General features: G+C 44.3%; 10 protein-coding genes. 5 read left to right on the forward strand and 5 right to left on the reverse strand.

Annotated elements, in window-relative coordinates; translation table 11 throughout:
* Window positions 1-191: 191 nt before the first annotated feature.
* Window positions 192-2,249: a cation:proton antiporter gene (locus GWD08_RS00565; RefSeq protein WP_159563886.1), complete on the reverse strand. Its 2,058-nt coding sequence runs from the start codon at window positions 2,247-2,249 to the stop codon at window positions 192-194.
* Window positions 2,246-2,506 (reverse strand): hypothetical protein, encoded by a 261-nt coding sequence (locus GWD08_RS00570; RefSeq protein ID WP_159543470.1) that lies wholly within the window; start codon window positions 2,504-2,506, stop codon window positions 2,246-2,248. The genes GWD08_RS00565 and GWD08_RS00570 overlap by 4 nt, the downstream gene beginning before the upstream one ends.
* 620 nt (window positions 2,507-3,126) lie before the next feature.
* Between GWD08_RS00570 and GWD08_RS00575 the strand changes: the two genes are divergently transcribed.
* Window positions 3,127-3,330, forward strand: coding sequence for a cold-shock protein (locus GWD08_RS00575; RefSeq protein WP_159543468.1), 204 nt, complete (start codon window positions 3,127-3,129; stop codon window positions 3,328-3,330).
* A 650-nt stretch (window positions 3,331-3,980) separates the two neighbouring features.
* Here the strand turns inward: GWD08_RS00575 and GWD08_RS08695 are convergent.
* Window positions 3,981-5,591 (reverse strand): LPXTG cell wall anchor domain-containing protein, encoded by a 1,611-nt coding sequence (locus tag GWD08_RS08695; protein WP_159563887.1) that lies wholly within the window; start codon window positions 5,589-5,591, stop codon window positions 3,981-3,983.
* A 269-nt stretch (window positions 5,592-5,860) separates the two neighbouring features.
* Window positions 5,861-7,456 (reverse strand): LPXTG cell wall anchor domain-containing protein, encoded by a 1,596-nt coding sequence (locus GWD08_RS00585; RefSeq protein ID WP_159563888.1) that lies wholly within the window; start codon window positions 7,454-7,456, stop codon window positions 5,861-5,863.
* Between the two features lie 343 nt (window positions 7,457-7,799).
* On the opposite strand from GWD08_RS00585, the gene GWD08_RS00590 reads away from it, so the two are divergent.
* From GWD08_RS00590 to groL, 4 genes are all read left to right on the forward strand, one after another.
* Window positions 7,800-8,261 (forward strand): CtsR family transcriptional regulator, encoded by a 462-nt coding sequence (locus GWD08_RS00590; RefSeq protein ID WP_159543454.1) that lies wholly within the window; start codon window positions 7,800-7,802, stop codon window positions 8,259-8,261.
* Complete coding sequence (locus GWD08_RS00595; RefSeq protein WP_159563889.1) at window positions 8,261-10,702, forward strand: ATP-dependent Clp protease ATP-binding subunit; 2,442 nt, start codon at window positions 8,261-8,263, stop codon at window positions 10,700-10,702. Before GWD08_RS00590 ends, GWD08_RS00595 begins: the two co-directional genes overlap by 1 nt.
* Window positions 10,703-11,134: 432 nt before the next feature.
* Window positions 11,135-11,419 carry a co-chaperone GroES gene (gene groES, locus GWD08_RS00600; RefSeq protein WP_159563890.1) on the forward strand — a complete coding sequence of 95 codons (285 nt, stop codon included), beginning with the start codon at window positions 11,135-11,137 and terminating at the stop codon, window positions 11,417-11,419.
* Window positions 11,420-11,525: 106 nt separating this feature from the next.
* On the forward strand, window positions 11,526-13,160 hold the full coding sequence (gene groL, locus GWD08_RS00605) for a chaperonin GroEL (protein ID WP_159543448.1): 1,635 nt from the start codon (window positions 11,526-11,528) through the stop codon (window positions 13,158-13,160).
* Between the two features lie 208 nt (window positions 13,161-13,368).
* On the opposite strand, the gene GWD08_RS00610 is transcribed toward groL, so the two are convergent.
* Window positions 13,369-14,865 carry a C69 family dipeptidase gene (locus GWD08_RS00610; RefSeq protein ID WP_159563891.1) on the reverse strand — a complete coding sequence of 499 codons (1,497 nt, stop codon included), beginning with the start codon at window positions 14,863-14,865 and terminating at the stop codon, window positions 13,369-13,371.
* Window positions 14,866-14,914: the final 49 nt, after the last annotated feature.

Here is a 14,914-nt window from a genome sequence, read left to right on the forward strand (position 1 = left end):
AGCACAGTGATAGGGTCTCTTAATGCATAATATCGAAATTTATGACTCCTTTGATAAGCTTAGTTACCAATGACGTTTTCGAATTTAACAGTTAGGAGCAGCGTTGTAAAGTGAATGCGACAGAAAAAAAGGGGAAATGGCCCAGCCCTCTAATCCCCCAAAACACCAAACGACACCGTAATTAAGATCTTCTAAAAATGATGCAGTTGTAATAAATCGGCAAAGCCAGGTGAGGTATTGTCGCGTAAGGTGTAGGTTTCAAGCTCATTAACCTCATCACGGAAGCGCTGTGCTTCTTTAGCTGTGATTTCCCCTTGTTTTTCATAGTCAAAGATAACATAACGTTCCAAATAATAGCCGTGCAGGCGTTCTTGTGCGGTATCTGGAACATCATTGGTAATAACCCGCTCTACAAAGAGGCCTGATTTGATTAATTCGGCATTTTGCAGACGTTGGTGCTGCAGAAAATTAACCAAAGAAGTGTTGTAAAAACCTTCTAAGTCTTCTAAAGTATCCAGAATTAATTCAGTATTAGTGAGATAGAGCTCTGTTAAGCGTTCGCGGTTTTCTTTTGTCAGTTGTGGCTGCCGGTGGCTTAGGGCTAGTCCTACGGAAGGGCGAAAAGCGCGAATTTCGCGGAAAAGGCGGCGCATGACACGAAGAAAAATGGTCAAAGCATACGTAAAGCTAGAAACAAAGCTGCGATTGACTTGTTTTTCTAGTGTTTTGAGGTAGCGTTGATAGATACGGTATTCTTTCAGTGTCATTTCTTTAGCACGCAAGGCATGCTCAAGCCCCTCGCTTTCAATTGAAAGAATCATTAATTGGATTTCGGCCAGTTCTTCTTTGACACTATTTGGCTCTTGCTCTAAAATCAAATTAGCAATCCGGCGATTGTAGGTATCCATAACAGCATATAAGGCTGCTTGATTGTGTGGTTTTTCCCGGCCTTCTAATTCTAATAGTTGCAGCACTTCAGCGAGAATGGCAATCTTGATAAAATAATTGTCGGTAGTTGTCTGTAAGGGCGCCAGCCGTGGCAAAACAAGAAGACCAACTAAAAAGCTCAGCAGGGTCACAGCACCAACAGTAAAGAGCACTAAGCTATGTTGCAAAGCCTCTAACTTAGGTAATAGCAAAATGATGGCGATCGAAACACTACCTTTTACCCCTGAGAAGGTTAATAAATTAAGGTGGTGTAAGTATTTGCGAAAGGGTTTATGGTGATTGCGGCTCCTTATGAGGAAAAAAAGGCTAAGTAAGACGAAGCGACTGAAAAATAGCAGAGCTGTCAAGGCGAGCACCAAAATGAGGAGATAGAGATTGCTATAGTGTGGGCTAGAGAGGACCGGCCCCATGATTTGAGTCAACTCCACACCAAAAATCATGAAAACCAGCCCATTGAGGATAAACTGGATAGCTCTCCAAATAATAGTAGTAACGCGGTCCACCTGGGCGTCAAATAGGGTAACCTTACGAATCTTATTAGCCTGCATGACCCCAGCTATAACAACGGCTATAATACCAGAAACATTCAAGAGACTGGCCACAAAGTAAACCACAAATGGCAGCATTAATTCTAACAAGAGGGCTCCTGTAACGTCAGCGGCATCAAACTTTTCCAAAACAGAGAGCACTAAGCGATTCAATAAAGCAAAGAAAAGCCCTATTGCTACTCCGCCAAATATGGCTACCAATAGTTGCCAGCTGGCCTGAGCCATGGAGAAGTGTCCTGTCATTAGCGCCGCTAATGCAAATTCAAAGGCGACCAAACCACTCGCATCGTTTAAAAGTCCTTCCGAAGTCAGTGCGTTTTTAACCTGCTTGGGAAATTTAAAGCGATTTGCTAAAGAAAGAAGGGCCACTGCGTCTGTAGGCGCCAAAGCCGCTCCCATGGCAAAGCATAAAGCCAAAGGAAAGGTCACAGGTAAGAGATAATTGATACCATAGCCCATGACAAGGGTGGTAATAAACACCGTTGGCAAGATCAGGTAGAGCACGATGCGGGGCGAACGAATAAAGCTGATAACATCACTTTCTTGCCCCTCACGAAAGTTTAAAGGCGCAATCACAAAGGCTAAGAACAGTTCAGGATCAAAGGTAATCCGGATGTCTCGAACAAAAATCCCATACAACACCCCAAATAAGAGCTGAATAGCTGGCAGGGGGAGATGGGGAAAGATGCGGTTGATAACATTGGAGAGAATCAGCGAAATGAGAAAAGTAATCATCAGAATTGAGATGGTCATTGGGACCTACTTTCTGACTTTTTAGCTGTATTTTTAGCATAGGCTGCTTTTAACAGAGCGATCTTTTGAGTAATGGCAGATGGGTCACGGTGCTCAATGAGCATATGGCAGCGCTCTTTTTCTAAGGTGATCAGCTTTTTCTTTAAACGCTTGGCCTTGCGCGAGTCCGGGCAATCGATCTCATTGCGTAAAGACTGCTCAAGCTCTTCTTCAAGGTATTTTTGGCGCAGGGCCTGCAAACGATGAGACGTATCCATAGGAAACTCCTTTCATTTAAGAGATTAAAGGGCTAGGGGCGAGGCATAGGCAAAGCCTAGCAGGCAGCAAACGATTAGAGACCAACGGATAAGCATTGACCCCTTTTGGACCTACAAACCAACTCTTTAGAGAAAAAGTCATTAGCCAGCAGGTGATTTCCGCCCGAGCGATTCTTCTGACATTCTAACTTAGATTGGCAAATTCCTCAACTAAAAGCCTTGCTCAACCTCCTAAGATAAGATCAGCTCCTATCAGCACTTGCAGATTTTGCAGCAGGGCTTTGCAGTATCCAGCTAAACCAGCTCAGCTTTTGTTTGCTTGGCTGGGACATTAGCAGTCTAGCCAAGCGAAACCAAAAGGGGTCTAAAGCTTAATGAGCAAGTCGGGTTGGAAAAAATAAGGCCTTAGGCTAAAAAAGAGTTAGCTTTAACTGCTCTCTAGTCAAGTGTTTAGGGGCAGAGGATTTTCTTTAGGTAATATAAGTATTGACAAGGGGCGTAGGGTGTGGTAGACTAAGGATAAATGTAAATGAGTATTTGAGTTAGTATATATAGGTGCAACATCTTTATTTCTCTCTATCATTTTTACAAATGTTTTTTTAGAAAGGAAGTGGATGGTTATGGCACAAGGTACAGTAAAATGGTTTAACGCTGAAAAAGGTTTCGGTTTTATCTCAACTGAAAACGGTCAAGATGTCTTTGCACATTTTTCAGCTATTCAATCTGATGGATTTAAAACATTAGATGAAGGACAAAAAGTTGAATTTGATGTTGAAGAAGGTCAACGTGGCCCTCAAGCAGTCAACATTATGAAATTATCTTAATGACACCCAATAAAGGCTGACCTCAGGTCAGCTTTTTTAATGGCTCTATGGGCTTGCGAGTGAAGAATCGCTGAGCTTATAGGGCTTTTTGACTGTGCTCAGAGGCCGGAGGCAGCTAGGAACAAGCAAAGGTGGAGCTGTGGAATCGGCTAAGGGCTAGGGGCTTAGGAAGGGGATGACATCTAGAAACGTACAGGTAGGCGAGCCTGGTTGGGACAAGCAAGATTTGCTTGTTAAGGGAAGGACAGCGAGGTAGGATATAGAGTGCAGGAGAGGAGACTATGTTTGTTGCTGTAGGGGTAGGGCGGCGGGATGTCAGAGGTGGTGATTAATGTACGAAGTCTCCCTTATGGGTCATTTCTGTAGTGGGTGAAGCTACCACTGGTCTTATAGGGCGACAAAGAGAAAGCTGCTTTTTAGCTACTCCTTTGCTTAGTTACCCCTCAGCCATTACAGTTGCCCAGGCTTTTTTCTTTTAAAAAAGATCCCAACAAAAAACTTTCCACGCTAGGTATCGTGGAAAGCTTGTCATTGGAATTGGTTTTTAGAGTGAGGGGCCGATAATAGGAGAGAGTAGCCCCCTTTTTTGCTTTGAAAGGATTATAAAAGAGTGGCGATTGTGCCAATAGCGTGGCTAGAAAGGCAATTGACTAGTCTTCCTTGCGTTTAGTGGTAAGGACGCCAGCAGAAGCAATGACAGAGAGAGCAGCCACGGTGAAGAATGGGTTGGTCGCAGCATCACCTGTTTGTGGCAATGGCGCAGCAGTGTTTGCACTTGGTGCTGGCATGTGTGGAGCCGCAGGAGTAGCTGCGTGGTGGGCTTTTGGCGCCGCTGGATGAGCCTTGCCTGGTTTTTCAGGAGTATGTGGTTTGCTTGGTTTCACTTCCGGAATAGCAGGAGTTGGAGCCGGCTTGATTTCCGGTTTCTCCGGTGTACTTGGTTTATCAGCTTTCGGTGTTTGTGGTGTTTGAGGTTTGGTTTCCGGAACTGGTTGAACCTCTGGTGTGCTTGGTGCTTTTGGTTGGTCCTCAGGTTTCACTTCAGGCACTTGAGGTGTTTCCGGAGTACTTGGTGCTGTGTCATGCTCCTGCTGTTTGAGGGCGTCAAGCTGACCTTCAAGCGACTTGATTGAAGCATCTTTTTCGGCAATTTTGCTTTGAATATCAGCTAATTGCTTTTTAAGCTTAGCTTTTTCCTCTTCACTAAGTTGACTTTGATCTTTTAGCTTCGCCTCAATCTCAGCTTTTTCACTTGTTAAACTGTTAACTTTCGCCTCCGCCTCTTTTTTCGCTTCTTCAAGAGCTTGAAGTTTCTCAGATGATTCAGCAACTTGAGCTTGAAGATTAGTTACTTCCGTTTTCTTAGCATCTAATTCTGCTTGAAGTTTCGCTTTTTCTTCTTTATTATCTTCTGTAGTTTCCTCAAGTTTTTGCTTAAGTTTTGCTAAATCTTTATTGCCTTCCTCAAGCTTTGTGATGAGTTCTTGGTTATTTTGTGTCGCCTCAGTAACTTTATCAACCAGCATCTTAGCCTCATCTGCTGCTTCTTGCACTTTAGCTTCTAATGCTTTTGTTTTGTCTTGAAGATTTTTATTTAATTGTTGAGAATCGTTGAGTTGAGTAGTAATCTGCTCTTCTTTGTTTTTAAGAGTAGTTAATTCATCTTCTTGGGTATTGATTAGAGAAATCAGCTTTTTATTTTCATTTCGTTCAGCGTCTAAAGCAGTTTGAAGGGCGTCTTTATCTTCCTGTGATTTAATTTCAACAGCTCTACCTAAACTATTAACTATTTTAACTTCATCAACTAATTTTTCATATTGTTGAAGGCGGCGTAAAATTTCTCCTCCTAACAACTCTTTAAATAAAATAGGGCGTTCTATATTAGTAGTTTTAGGGGCCTTTAACTGTATAAACTTTGACTCTAAATTAGTTAGAATATTATTTGCTTGTTCTCCTTGTTGACCTAGCCAACTTTGTTCCCACCAATTTCTTAATAATTCTTTTAATTGTTTTGTATCAAAAGAAGCTAGGTAATCTCTAATTTCTTGACTTCGTTCAGGAGAATCTTCTTCCGTTAAAGATAATTTGATAAGATCTTCAACAGTTTTATCAAAAGTTTGTTTTGCAATAGCCTCTTTGACGGTAAATTGTGTGTTATCGTGAGAATTTATTTCCGCTTGTGTCGCTGTACTCACCAAAACGCTTGCGCCTAGCATGAGTGATGCAAGGACCGCCTTTTTGCTCCAATGGTGTTTTGCCATATTAAATTAATCTCCTTTTCATTTCTAAGCTTTTTACGGCAACCTCCAGTATATATATATATATATATACTTAAGGTCAGGAATTGCCGGGCTTGCAAAGTTATGATTAAAGTATTAGGAAGCGTTTTAAATGCTTTTGTGAAGGGATTTTGAGGAATGACAGCAGCAGTTTAAGCCAGCAAAAATGACCTTCCACAGAAATTATGGAAAGTCATTTTGTTAATCACTAAGGTTTTATCTTACGGAGTAGAACTGTCATCCAAATCTGACTAGTCTTCTTTGCGTTTAGTGGCAAGTACACCAGCAGAAGTCATGATAGATAGGGCCGCCACAGTGAAGAATGGGTTGACACTATCACCCGTTTGTGGCAAGTGCGCAGCAGTGTTTTGTGCTGCCATGTGTGGCGCCGCAGGCGTTGCTGCGTGGCTAGCTTTGCCATGGTTAGCTTTTGGTGCCGCTGGTTTGCCTTTGCCTGGTTTTTCTGGAGTGTGTGGAGCTTGAGGCTTAGTTTCCGGAGCTTTAGGCAGCTCTGGTGCCGGTTTAGGCGCAGGTGTCACCTCTGGTACATGAGGGATATCTGGCTGACTTGGAACTTCCGGTTTGCTTTCTGGATCCATAGGTTCAGCTGGTTGGTCCTCATGTTTAGCCTCAGGGGCCTTAGGTTCTTCGGGTTTAACCTCTGGCGTGCTTGGCGCTTTTGGTTTGTCCTCTGGCTTAACTTCCGGAGTTTTAGGCATGTCAGGCGTTTTCTCCTGCTCTTTTTTGAGCATGTCGAGCTTTGCCATCAAGTCTTGCAGTTCTTTTTCAAGCTTAGTCTTGTCCTCAGCGCTGAGCTTGCTTAAGTCTTTAAGCTTAGCAGTCGTTTCAGCTAGTTTTTCTTCAAGGCCCTTGATTGAGCCTTCTTTTTCAGCGATTTTTGCTTGAATTTCGGCTAGTTTTTTCTCTAGTTGAGCTTTCTCATCAGCACTGAGTTCTTTTTGGCTATTAAGCTGTGCCTCAACGTCCGCTTTGTCCTTGCTGAGCTTTTCTTTTTCAGCAGTTAGTGTAGAGACCTGACTCTCGGCTGTATCTTTTTCGGCAGTAAGCTTGTTAACAGCGGCTTGACCTTTTTCTACCTTAACTTGCAGACTAGAAATTTGCTCTTTCTTAGCCTCTAATTCGGCTTGCAGTTTTGCTTTGTCTTCTTTATTAGTTGCTTCTGTTGCTTGTAGTTTTTCTTGAAGATTGGTTAGGTCTTTTTCTTCTTGTTCTAACTTAGATTTTAAGTCTTGATTTTGTTTAGTAGCATCAGTGATTTTTTCACTAAGTTCTTTAACTTTCTCTTGACTTGTTTTTAAAGACTGTTCAGTGCGTTCAGATCTTGCTTGTAAGTCTTTCATTTTAGTATTTAATTCAGCTTTTTCTTTTTTAGAATCTTCTAAATTAGTTAGAAGCTTTTGGTGCTCATCTTTTAATTTATCTCTTTCAGAAGTTAATTCAGAGTTGCTTTGAGTAGCTTGTTTCAATTCATTTTTATACTTATTTCGCTCCTCGCCATACTTAACCATTTCATCAAGCGCTTGATCTAGAGCTTTTTCCTTAGTTATTTTATCTAGTGCTTGTTCGACTTTTTCACTATATGCTTTAATATTGTTTTTCTGTTGTGCACCGCTGTTGTTAAAAACAGTTAATTTAATAGCTTCTTCTTCCAACTTGTTCCATTTTGCTTTAAGCTTTTTGTATCTTTCCTCAACTTGTTTCCCAAATAGTAAAATACTGTTTACATCTTCCGCCCGTACTGTCCCTTGTCCACTCAACAATCCGGCACTGACGACAAGGCTTGCTAACACCGCCTTTTTCGTCCAATTCCTATGGTGCTTTGCCATGTTTTCTAATCTCCTTTTCATTTATAGCACCCATCAGTATATATATATATATATACTCAAGGTCACGGAATTGCTGCATTTCAAAAAATGTGAACAAGTCTGTGAAGGGGCTTGAAGCCTTGTTTTTCCGGCTTTTTTTGCTGCGATGCCTCCCCGGTAGTAGCGGCTTATCTGGAGCCTTTGGGGCTAGGGTGATGGGTGCTAATAACTATTTTTTTCGGGGGTGGGTGAGTGTGAGATGATTAATAGTTGCGTTTACGGGAGAGCTTTTGATATAATGAAAGTCAGTTTTAGTCAAATTGACGAACCTTGTAAATGTGAGACAAAAAGGAGGGAGAGCAGGATGCCTAGCAAAAATACTTCAGATAGCATTGAGGAATACATTAAGGAATTGTTGGCGCAGTCTGGGATTGCAGAGATTAAGCGCTCGATGCTGGCAGACTCTTTTCAGGTGGTTCCTAGTCAGATTAACTATGTGATTAAAACGCGTTTTACTGAGAGTCGAGGTTATGAGGTCGAAAGTAAGCGTGGCGGGGGTGGCTATATCCGGATTGCTAAGGTGCATTTTTCGGATAAGCACCATTTAATAGGAAGTCTTCGTGGCTCGTTGAAGGAAACCATGAGTGAGGCGCTGTTTACTGATTCGGTGCAGCTGCTCTATAATGAAAATCTGATCACTGAGCGTGAAGGCAATTTGATTTTAGCGATGGCAACGAATGAAGTGCTTGGGGGAGATGCTCCAACGATTCGGGCCCGGATGTTTTATCGCCTTTTGCAGCGGATTGATAGAAAGGGGTCCCTCTAATGGTTGACTACTCTAAAAAGATGCGAGACATCTTTCAACAAGCGCAGTACCAAGCTGCGCGTTACGACAGCCAATTCTTAGAGACTTGGCACATTCTTTTAGCAATGGTCAAGGTAGAAAATTCTTTGGCTGGCCTGGTGTTTAGTGACTTTGAGCATAGTATTCCGATGGAAGAATACGAAGCGGCAGCGATTTTAGCTATGGGTAAAAGCCCTAAGGAAGAGGTAACTAAGGTGCCGTTGCGTCTGCAATCACGGGGATTGGAGGCGATTTTAGCTTTTGCGGCAACGATTCAAGAGGTGACCGGAGCCAAGGATGTGGGGTCAGAGCATGTGCTTTTTGCGATGCTTTTGAATCCTGATGTTTTGGCGTGCCGTGTGCTAGAATTGGCGGGCTTTAAGCTCAAGGACGACGGCAAGGGTGCTTTTCGTTTGACGGATTTGCGTCGGGCACTTGAGATGCATGCGGGTTATTCAAAGGCGACTATTAAGGCTGTCCATGATCTGCGTAAGCCCAAAAAAGCCAAGGCTGGTGGTTTTTCAGAGATGATGAAACCACAAGCGACAGGGGACTTGTCTGATTTTACGCGCGATTTGACAGAGCTTGCGCGTCAGGGCAAGCTTGAGCCGGTGATTGGGCGTGAGGCAGAGGTGTCACGGATGGTGCAGATTCTCAGCCGCAAGACCAAGAATAATCCGGTCTTGGTTGGTGATGCTGGTGTCGGGAAAACGGCGCTTGCTTATGGCTTAGCCCAGCGGATTGTGGCTGGGACAACGACTTATGAGCTGCGTGAGATGCGGGTGTTGGAGCTAGACATGATAAGTGTGGTTGCTGGCACGCGCTTTAGGGGCGATTTTGAAGAACGGATGAATCAAATCATTGCTAATATTGAAGCTGACGGCAAGATTATTTTATTTGTGGATGAGTTGCACACTATTATGGGGTCAGGTAGTGGGATTGATAGCACTTTAGATGCGGCGAATATTTTGAAACCTGCCCTTTCCCGGGGCACGCTTCATATGGTTGGTGCCACGACCCAAGAAGAATATCAAAAGCATATTGAAAAAGATGCTGCGCTTTCTCGCCGCTTTGCCAAGATTTTGATTGACGAACCAAGTGAGGCTGATGCGACTGAGATTCTTATGGGGTTGAAGTCGACTTATGAAACGTTTCATCATGTGACGATTGCACGCGAAACAGTGGAGACAGCAGTCAAGATGGCGCATCGCTATTTAACAAGCAAGCATCTCCCTGATTCTGCGATTGACCTACTGGATGAGGCGAGCGCAACTGTCCAAGGTTTGGTGCAAAAGGAAGTGCCTAAGGAGCTGACACCGGCCGATCAGGCGCTGATTGCTGGTGATATGAAACGCGTCTCTAAGCTGCTTAAGCAAACACAGGATGAGAGCGAGCCTAAGGCAGTTGCAGTGACACCAGACCACATTTTGACCACCTTGAGCAAGCTATCTGGCATTCCAGTTGAAAAACTAAGCCGGGCAGACAGTCAGAAATATTTGCGCCTCGAAACAGAACTACACCAGCGAGTGATTGGCCAAGAGCAGGCTGTTTCTGTCATTGCTCGCGCTATCCGGCGTAATCAATCTGGCATTCGCACAGGCAAGCGGCCGATTGGTTCTTTCATGTTCTTAGGCCCAACAGGTGTTGGTAAAACAGAACTCGCCAAGGCTTTGGCAGAAGTGCTCTTTGATGATGCGTCTGCGCTGATTCGTTTTGACATGTCCGAATACATGGAGAAATTTGCGGCAAGCCGGCTAAATGGCGCACCGCCGGGCTATGTTGGCTATGATGAAGGAGGCGAGCTGACAGAAAAAGTGCGCAATAAGCCCTATGCTGTGCTCTTGTTTGACGAAGTCGAAAAAGCCCACCCAGACATCTTTAATGTCTTGCTGCAAGTGCTTGATGACGGTATGCTGACAGATAGCCGGGGTCGTAAGGTTGATTTTTCAAATACCATTATTATCATGACCAGTAACCTGGGCGCAACAGCCTTGCGCGATGATAAGACCGTTGGTTTTGGGGCCAAGGCTGTCAGCCAGGACCACAAGGCTATGGAAAGCCGAATTATGGAAGAGCTAAAACGCGCCTACCGCCCAGAATTCATCAACCGGATTGATGAGAAGGTGGTCTTCCACAGCTTGAGTCAGGCCAACATTAAAGATATTGTGAAAATTATGGTCAAGCCACTGGTAGCTGTCTTGGCAGAAAAAGGCGTGACGCTGAAATTACAGCCGTCAGTGCTCAACCATCTGGCAACTATTGGCTATGATGCAGAGAATGGGGCAAGGCCTCTGCGCCGCGCTATCCAAACAACCATCGAAGACCCGCTGTCAGAATTGATCCTAGCTGGCAAGCTGTCAGCCGGGCAAACACTGAAAGTTGGCTTGAAGCAGCAAAAGGTGACCTTCGATAGTGTTTCTTAAAAAAGTATCTGAACAGATTGTGTGACTCCTAACGTTAGACGACACAGGCTAACGTTTTGGGAGACCTTTTCCATCTGTTTGGGTGCTTTTTTTTGCTGCTGATCAAGGCTAGGAGTGGCGCTGGATCACAATGAACTACGCCAAGTAAGCAGGATGAAAAGCCAAGCTAAAAAGCAGGCTTTTGTGAGGCTAGCTAGAAGAACTTGCGGTTCTTGCTGGTTTACTTTGTGGGGCCACAGACCTGTGTGATGCTCCTCGCCCGAGCTGGATGATAGGATAAAACAGTGGTGTAGCTGCGGGTTAGCGGGATATTTAAATTTTGCTTATTTTTGTCTTGACTATTTTTGACCAAGTGATACAATAGAATTATCTTAGCACTCGGTACAATAGAGTGCTAAAAAATCACGAAATATTTTAGTTGGAGGAAAAACCATGATTAAACCATTAGGTGACCGTGTGGTCGTTAAAGTCGACGAAGAAAAAGAACAAACCATTGGTGGTTTTGTTCTGGCTGGTGCCCACACGCAAGCGACTAAACAAGCAACCGTGCTTGCTGTCAGCGAGACGGGCCTTCGTACAATCACTGGCGAAGTGATTCCAGCTGCTGTTAGTGTTGGTGATCGCGTCTTAGTGGAAGCTGACCAAGGCGTTCCCGTAACAGTTGACGATGAGAAGGTCGTCTTAGTCCGCGAAGCTAATATTCTAGCAATTTTGTAAGCCTAGCTGCGGTAGCCTCAGTGAGGCAGTCATTGCTGAGCAAAAGCCTTGATTGAGACGAGGTCTTTGACTTGGCTCACATTTAAAAAATAAAGGAGAACATAGAATGGCAAGTAAAGAGATTAAATTTTCAGCAGATGCGCGTTCTGCAATGGTGCGCGGTGTAGATGTCCTTGCAGATACCGTCAAGGTAACCTTAGGCCCAAAAGGTCGTAATGTGGTACTAGAAAAAGCATTTGGTTCACCACTGATCACTAATGATGGGGTTACGATTGCTAAGGAAATTGAACTCGAAGATCATTTTGAAAATATGGGCGCAAAGCTTGTGTCTGAAGTCGCTTCAAAAACAAACGACATTGCTGGTGATGGAACCACCACTGCTACCGTCTTGACACAAGCAATTGTGCGAGAAGGCCTAAAAAACGTTACAGCAGGGGCTAACCCCATTGGCATCCGCCGAGGTATTGAAGAAGCTACCGCAAAAGCAGTTGCTGAATTAAAAGCGATTGCCCAACCTGTTTCTGGTAAAGAAGCCATTGCTCAGGTCGCAGCAGTTTCTTCTCGTTCCGAAAAAGTTGGTGAATACATCTCTGAAGCCATGGAACGCGTAGGTAATGACGGTGTTATTACTATCGAAGAATCTCGTGGAATGGAAACAGAACTAGAAGTTGTCGAAGGGATGCAATTTGACCGTGGTTACCTTTCTCAATACATGGTTACCGACAATGAGAAGATGGTTGCCGAATTGGAAAATCCGTTTATCTTGATTACCGACAAGAAAATCTCCAATATCCAAGAAATCTTACCACTTTTAGAAGAAGTGCTTAAAACCAACCGTCCGTTGTTGATGATTGCTGACGATGTGGATGGCGAAGCTTTACCAACCCTTGTTTTAAACAAGATCCGTGGTACTTTCAACGTGGTTGCTGTTAAAGCGCCAGGCTTTGGTGATCGCCGTAAAGCCATGCTTGAAGATATTGCCATCTTAACCGGTGGTACAGTCATCACTGAAGAACTAGGACTTGACCTTAAGGATGCGACAATGGCTGCGCTGGGTCAAGCAGCGAAAATCACGATTGACAAAGACTCAACAGTGATTGTTGAGGGCGCAGGCAGCGCTGATGCCATTGCGCAACGTGTGGACTTGATTAAGTCACAGCTCCAATCAACCAGCTCTGAATTTGATCGCGAAAAATTACAAGAACGTCTGGCTAAATTAGCCGGCGGCGTTGCTGTCATCAAAGTCGGTGCAGCAACCGAAACAGAGCTAAAAGAAATGAAACTGCGCATTGAAGATGCCTTAAATGCAACCCGTGCAGCTGTGGAAGAAGGTATCGTGGCAGGTGGTGGAACAGCTTTCATCTCTGTACTTGAAAAAGTCGCAGCACTTGCATTAGATGGTGATCAAGACACCGGTCGCAACATCGTGATGCGTGCCCTTGAAGAACCTGTCCGTCAGATTGCTTACAATGCTGGCTATGAAGGTTCAGTGATTATTGACAAATTAAAGAACAGCTCTGAAGGCACTGGCTTTAATGCTGCAACGGGTGAATGGGTCGACATGATTTCAGCCGGCATTATTGACCCAGTGAAGGTAACGCGCTCAGCATTGCAAAACGCAGCTTCAGTGGCTAGCTTGATTTTAACCACAGAAGCAGTGGTTGCTAACCAACCAGAACCAGCTGCACAAGCGCCAGCTATGCCAGGTGGTATGGATCCTAGTATGATGGGTGGCTTCTAATAAGATAAGACATAAAACACTAAAGGCTTGGATCTTTTTTGTCCATAGCCTTTAGTGTTTTTATGGTATGTCTGAGATGTCAGCCCCACTTTTTTACCAGTCAGAGCTTTGCTTGTGCGGTGCAGCTCTTGCTTGCTACTGCAACCCTTGCTGTGGACCATCCTTGGTGCGGCCTGTCCTGGCTGCTGCAGCTCCATACTGCTGCGGGTTATTTTTTGGTTTTATCGTCTTTTTTGCTGCTGTCTTTTTCTAAGCGGGCTTCGATTTCTTTGAGCCGTTTGAAGGTTTTAGCTGCGCGTTCCTTGGAAAGCTTGGTTTCTTTTTCAGCGGCAGCTTGAGGATCACTCTTGACCAGGTTGGTTAATTCCTGATTGGTTTGCTCTTGCTCTTTCATCCAGGTTTTTTCCCATTGCTTGACCTCGTCAATGACCTGTGTGCCAAATTGTTTTGGATTGGCTGCGACCATGTTATTGATATGTGAAATACTCCAGTACCACGACTTTTTATTGTATTTGGTGCTCTTTTCTTGGTAGGCCTGATAGGTATCTGTGATATTAGCTAAATAAGGCAAATAAGGGGCATTGCGCGGGCTGCCAATGGCTAGCCACATGACACCGCCGCCTAATTCGGCTGGCATATCAGGCTGTAATTGGAAAATATGGGCTTCCATAACATTGGGGTTGGAAATAGGATAGGCATAGCCTTTGACGGCTTTTTTGGATTTTGGCTTGCCTTTGCCATCTAATGCCATCTGATCAAGTGGTTTGAGATTGAGCCCCTCAAAGCGGTTGCGCTGGAGCTTCATCGCATCCTCAAGGCTTAGCTTTTTATCACTGCTTTGCAATAGCTCATAGTTGGCATCCTTGTAAGTGACCTTGGCATCAGGGTTGAGTGATTTGATACCGGAATAGACGCGCGAGCGATTGGCGTCATCCATTGGGGGATTGTAGGAGCGGGCGATGTGGAATTGGCCGTCCACTTCCTGATAGGTTTTGGCTTTTTTAGCGAGGCTTTCCACCCCTTTTGAAGCGATGACTCTGTCTTTGTCCTTGAAGTTGACATGACCGAGGTAGAAGGTATTAGGAAAGACGGCAAACTTATCATCAGGGAATTTGATAGCTACATATTGGTGACCAGATAATATTTCCATGTACCAAACCCCGTCTTTGTCAGCTAAAACGACAATATTGCCCTCTGCGGCCCCCTTGTCATCAATGATACTGGCGATTTTTTCAATGCCTTGCTTAGCTGTTTTGACATAGGGCAAGACCATGCTGGTCATTGATGACTCTGCTAAACCATCTTTGACATAGGGATCTTGCTTTTGGATTTTCTTATTAGCTGAAGCAGAGACTGTCGCAGACATGGAAACCCCATGTTCATTAAAACCGGCTTCGTCAAAGACTCCGTCTTTAGGAGTAACGTCAGGCACGGCAGTGTAGCGGTAGGCGTGCTGTGGCAGTGGGTATTCAAAGCCATTAGACTGGTCTTTCCATTTGGCTCCTTTGGCATTGTCCTTGGCTTTGTAAACGATAAAGTTTTTATTATGATTAGGCTCTAAGTCCTCTGTGCGTCCAAACAGAGTTGTTCCATCAGTGGTGAGATTTTTTCCAATGATAAAGCCAGTGCAGGCATCCACTTGGCTTTGTAGAGCCAGCGTTGAGAGCAGTGTGATAGCTCCAAAGGCTATTTTTTTCTTGTTCATAAGGAACCTCCAGTTAGATGTGTTAGCGCTTTCTCATGTAGTATAAGCT

The sequence above is a fragment of the Streptococcus halichoeri genome (assembly GCF_009870755.1).
In the GTDB taxonomy this organism is placed as follows: domain Bacteria; phylum Bacillota; class Bacilli; order Lactobacillales; family Streptococcaceae; genus Streptococcus; species Streptococcus halichoeri.

Coding starts and splice junctions, on each gene's coding strand:
- GWD08_RS00565 (WP_159563886.1), bottom strand. CDS start 2,249: ATGACCATCTCAATTCTGATGATTACTTTTCTCATTTCGCTGATTCTC.
- GWD08_RS00570 (WP_159543470.1), bottom strand. CDS start 2,506: ATGGATACGTCTCATCGTTTGCAGGCCCTGCGCCAAAAATACCTTGAA.
- GWD08_RS00575 (WP_159543468.1), top strand. CDS start 3,127: ATGGCACAAGGTACAGTAAAATGGTTTAACGCTGAAAAAGGTTTCGGT.
- GWD08_RS08695 (WP_159563887.1), bottom strand. CDS start 5,591: ATGGCAAAACACCATTGGAGCAAAAAGGCGGTCCTTGCATCACTCATG.
- GWD08_RS00585 (WP_159563888.1), bottom strand. CDS start 7,456: ATGGCAAAGCACCATAGGAATTGGACGAAAAAGGCGGTGTTAGCAAGC.
- GWD08_RS00590 (WP_159543454.1), top strand. CDS start 7,800: ATGCCTAGCAAAAATACTTCAGATAGCATTGAGGAATACATTAAGGAA.
- GWD08_RS00595 (WP_159563889.1), top strand. CDS start 8,261: ATGGTTGACTACTCTAAAAAGATGCGAGACATCTTTCAACAAGCGCAG.
- groES (WP_159563890.1), top strand. CDS start 11,135: ATGATTAAACCATTAGGTGACCGTGTGGTCGTTAAAGTCGACGAAGAA.
- groL (WP_159543448.1), top strand. CDS start 11,526: ATGGCAAGTAAAGAGATTAAATTTTCAGCAGATGCGCGTTCTGCAATG.
- GWD08_RS00610 (WP_159563891.1), bottom strand. CDS start 14,865: ATGAACAAGAAAAAAATAGCCTTTGGAGCTATCACACTGCTCTCAACG.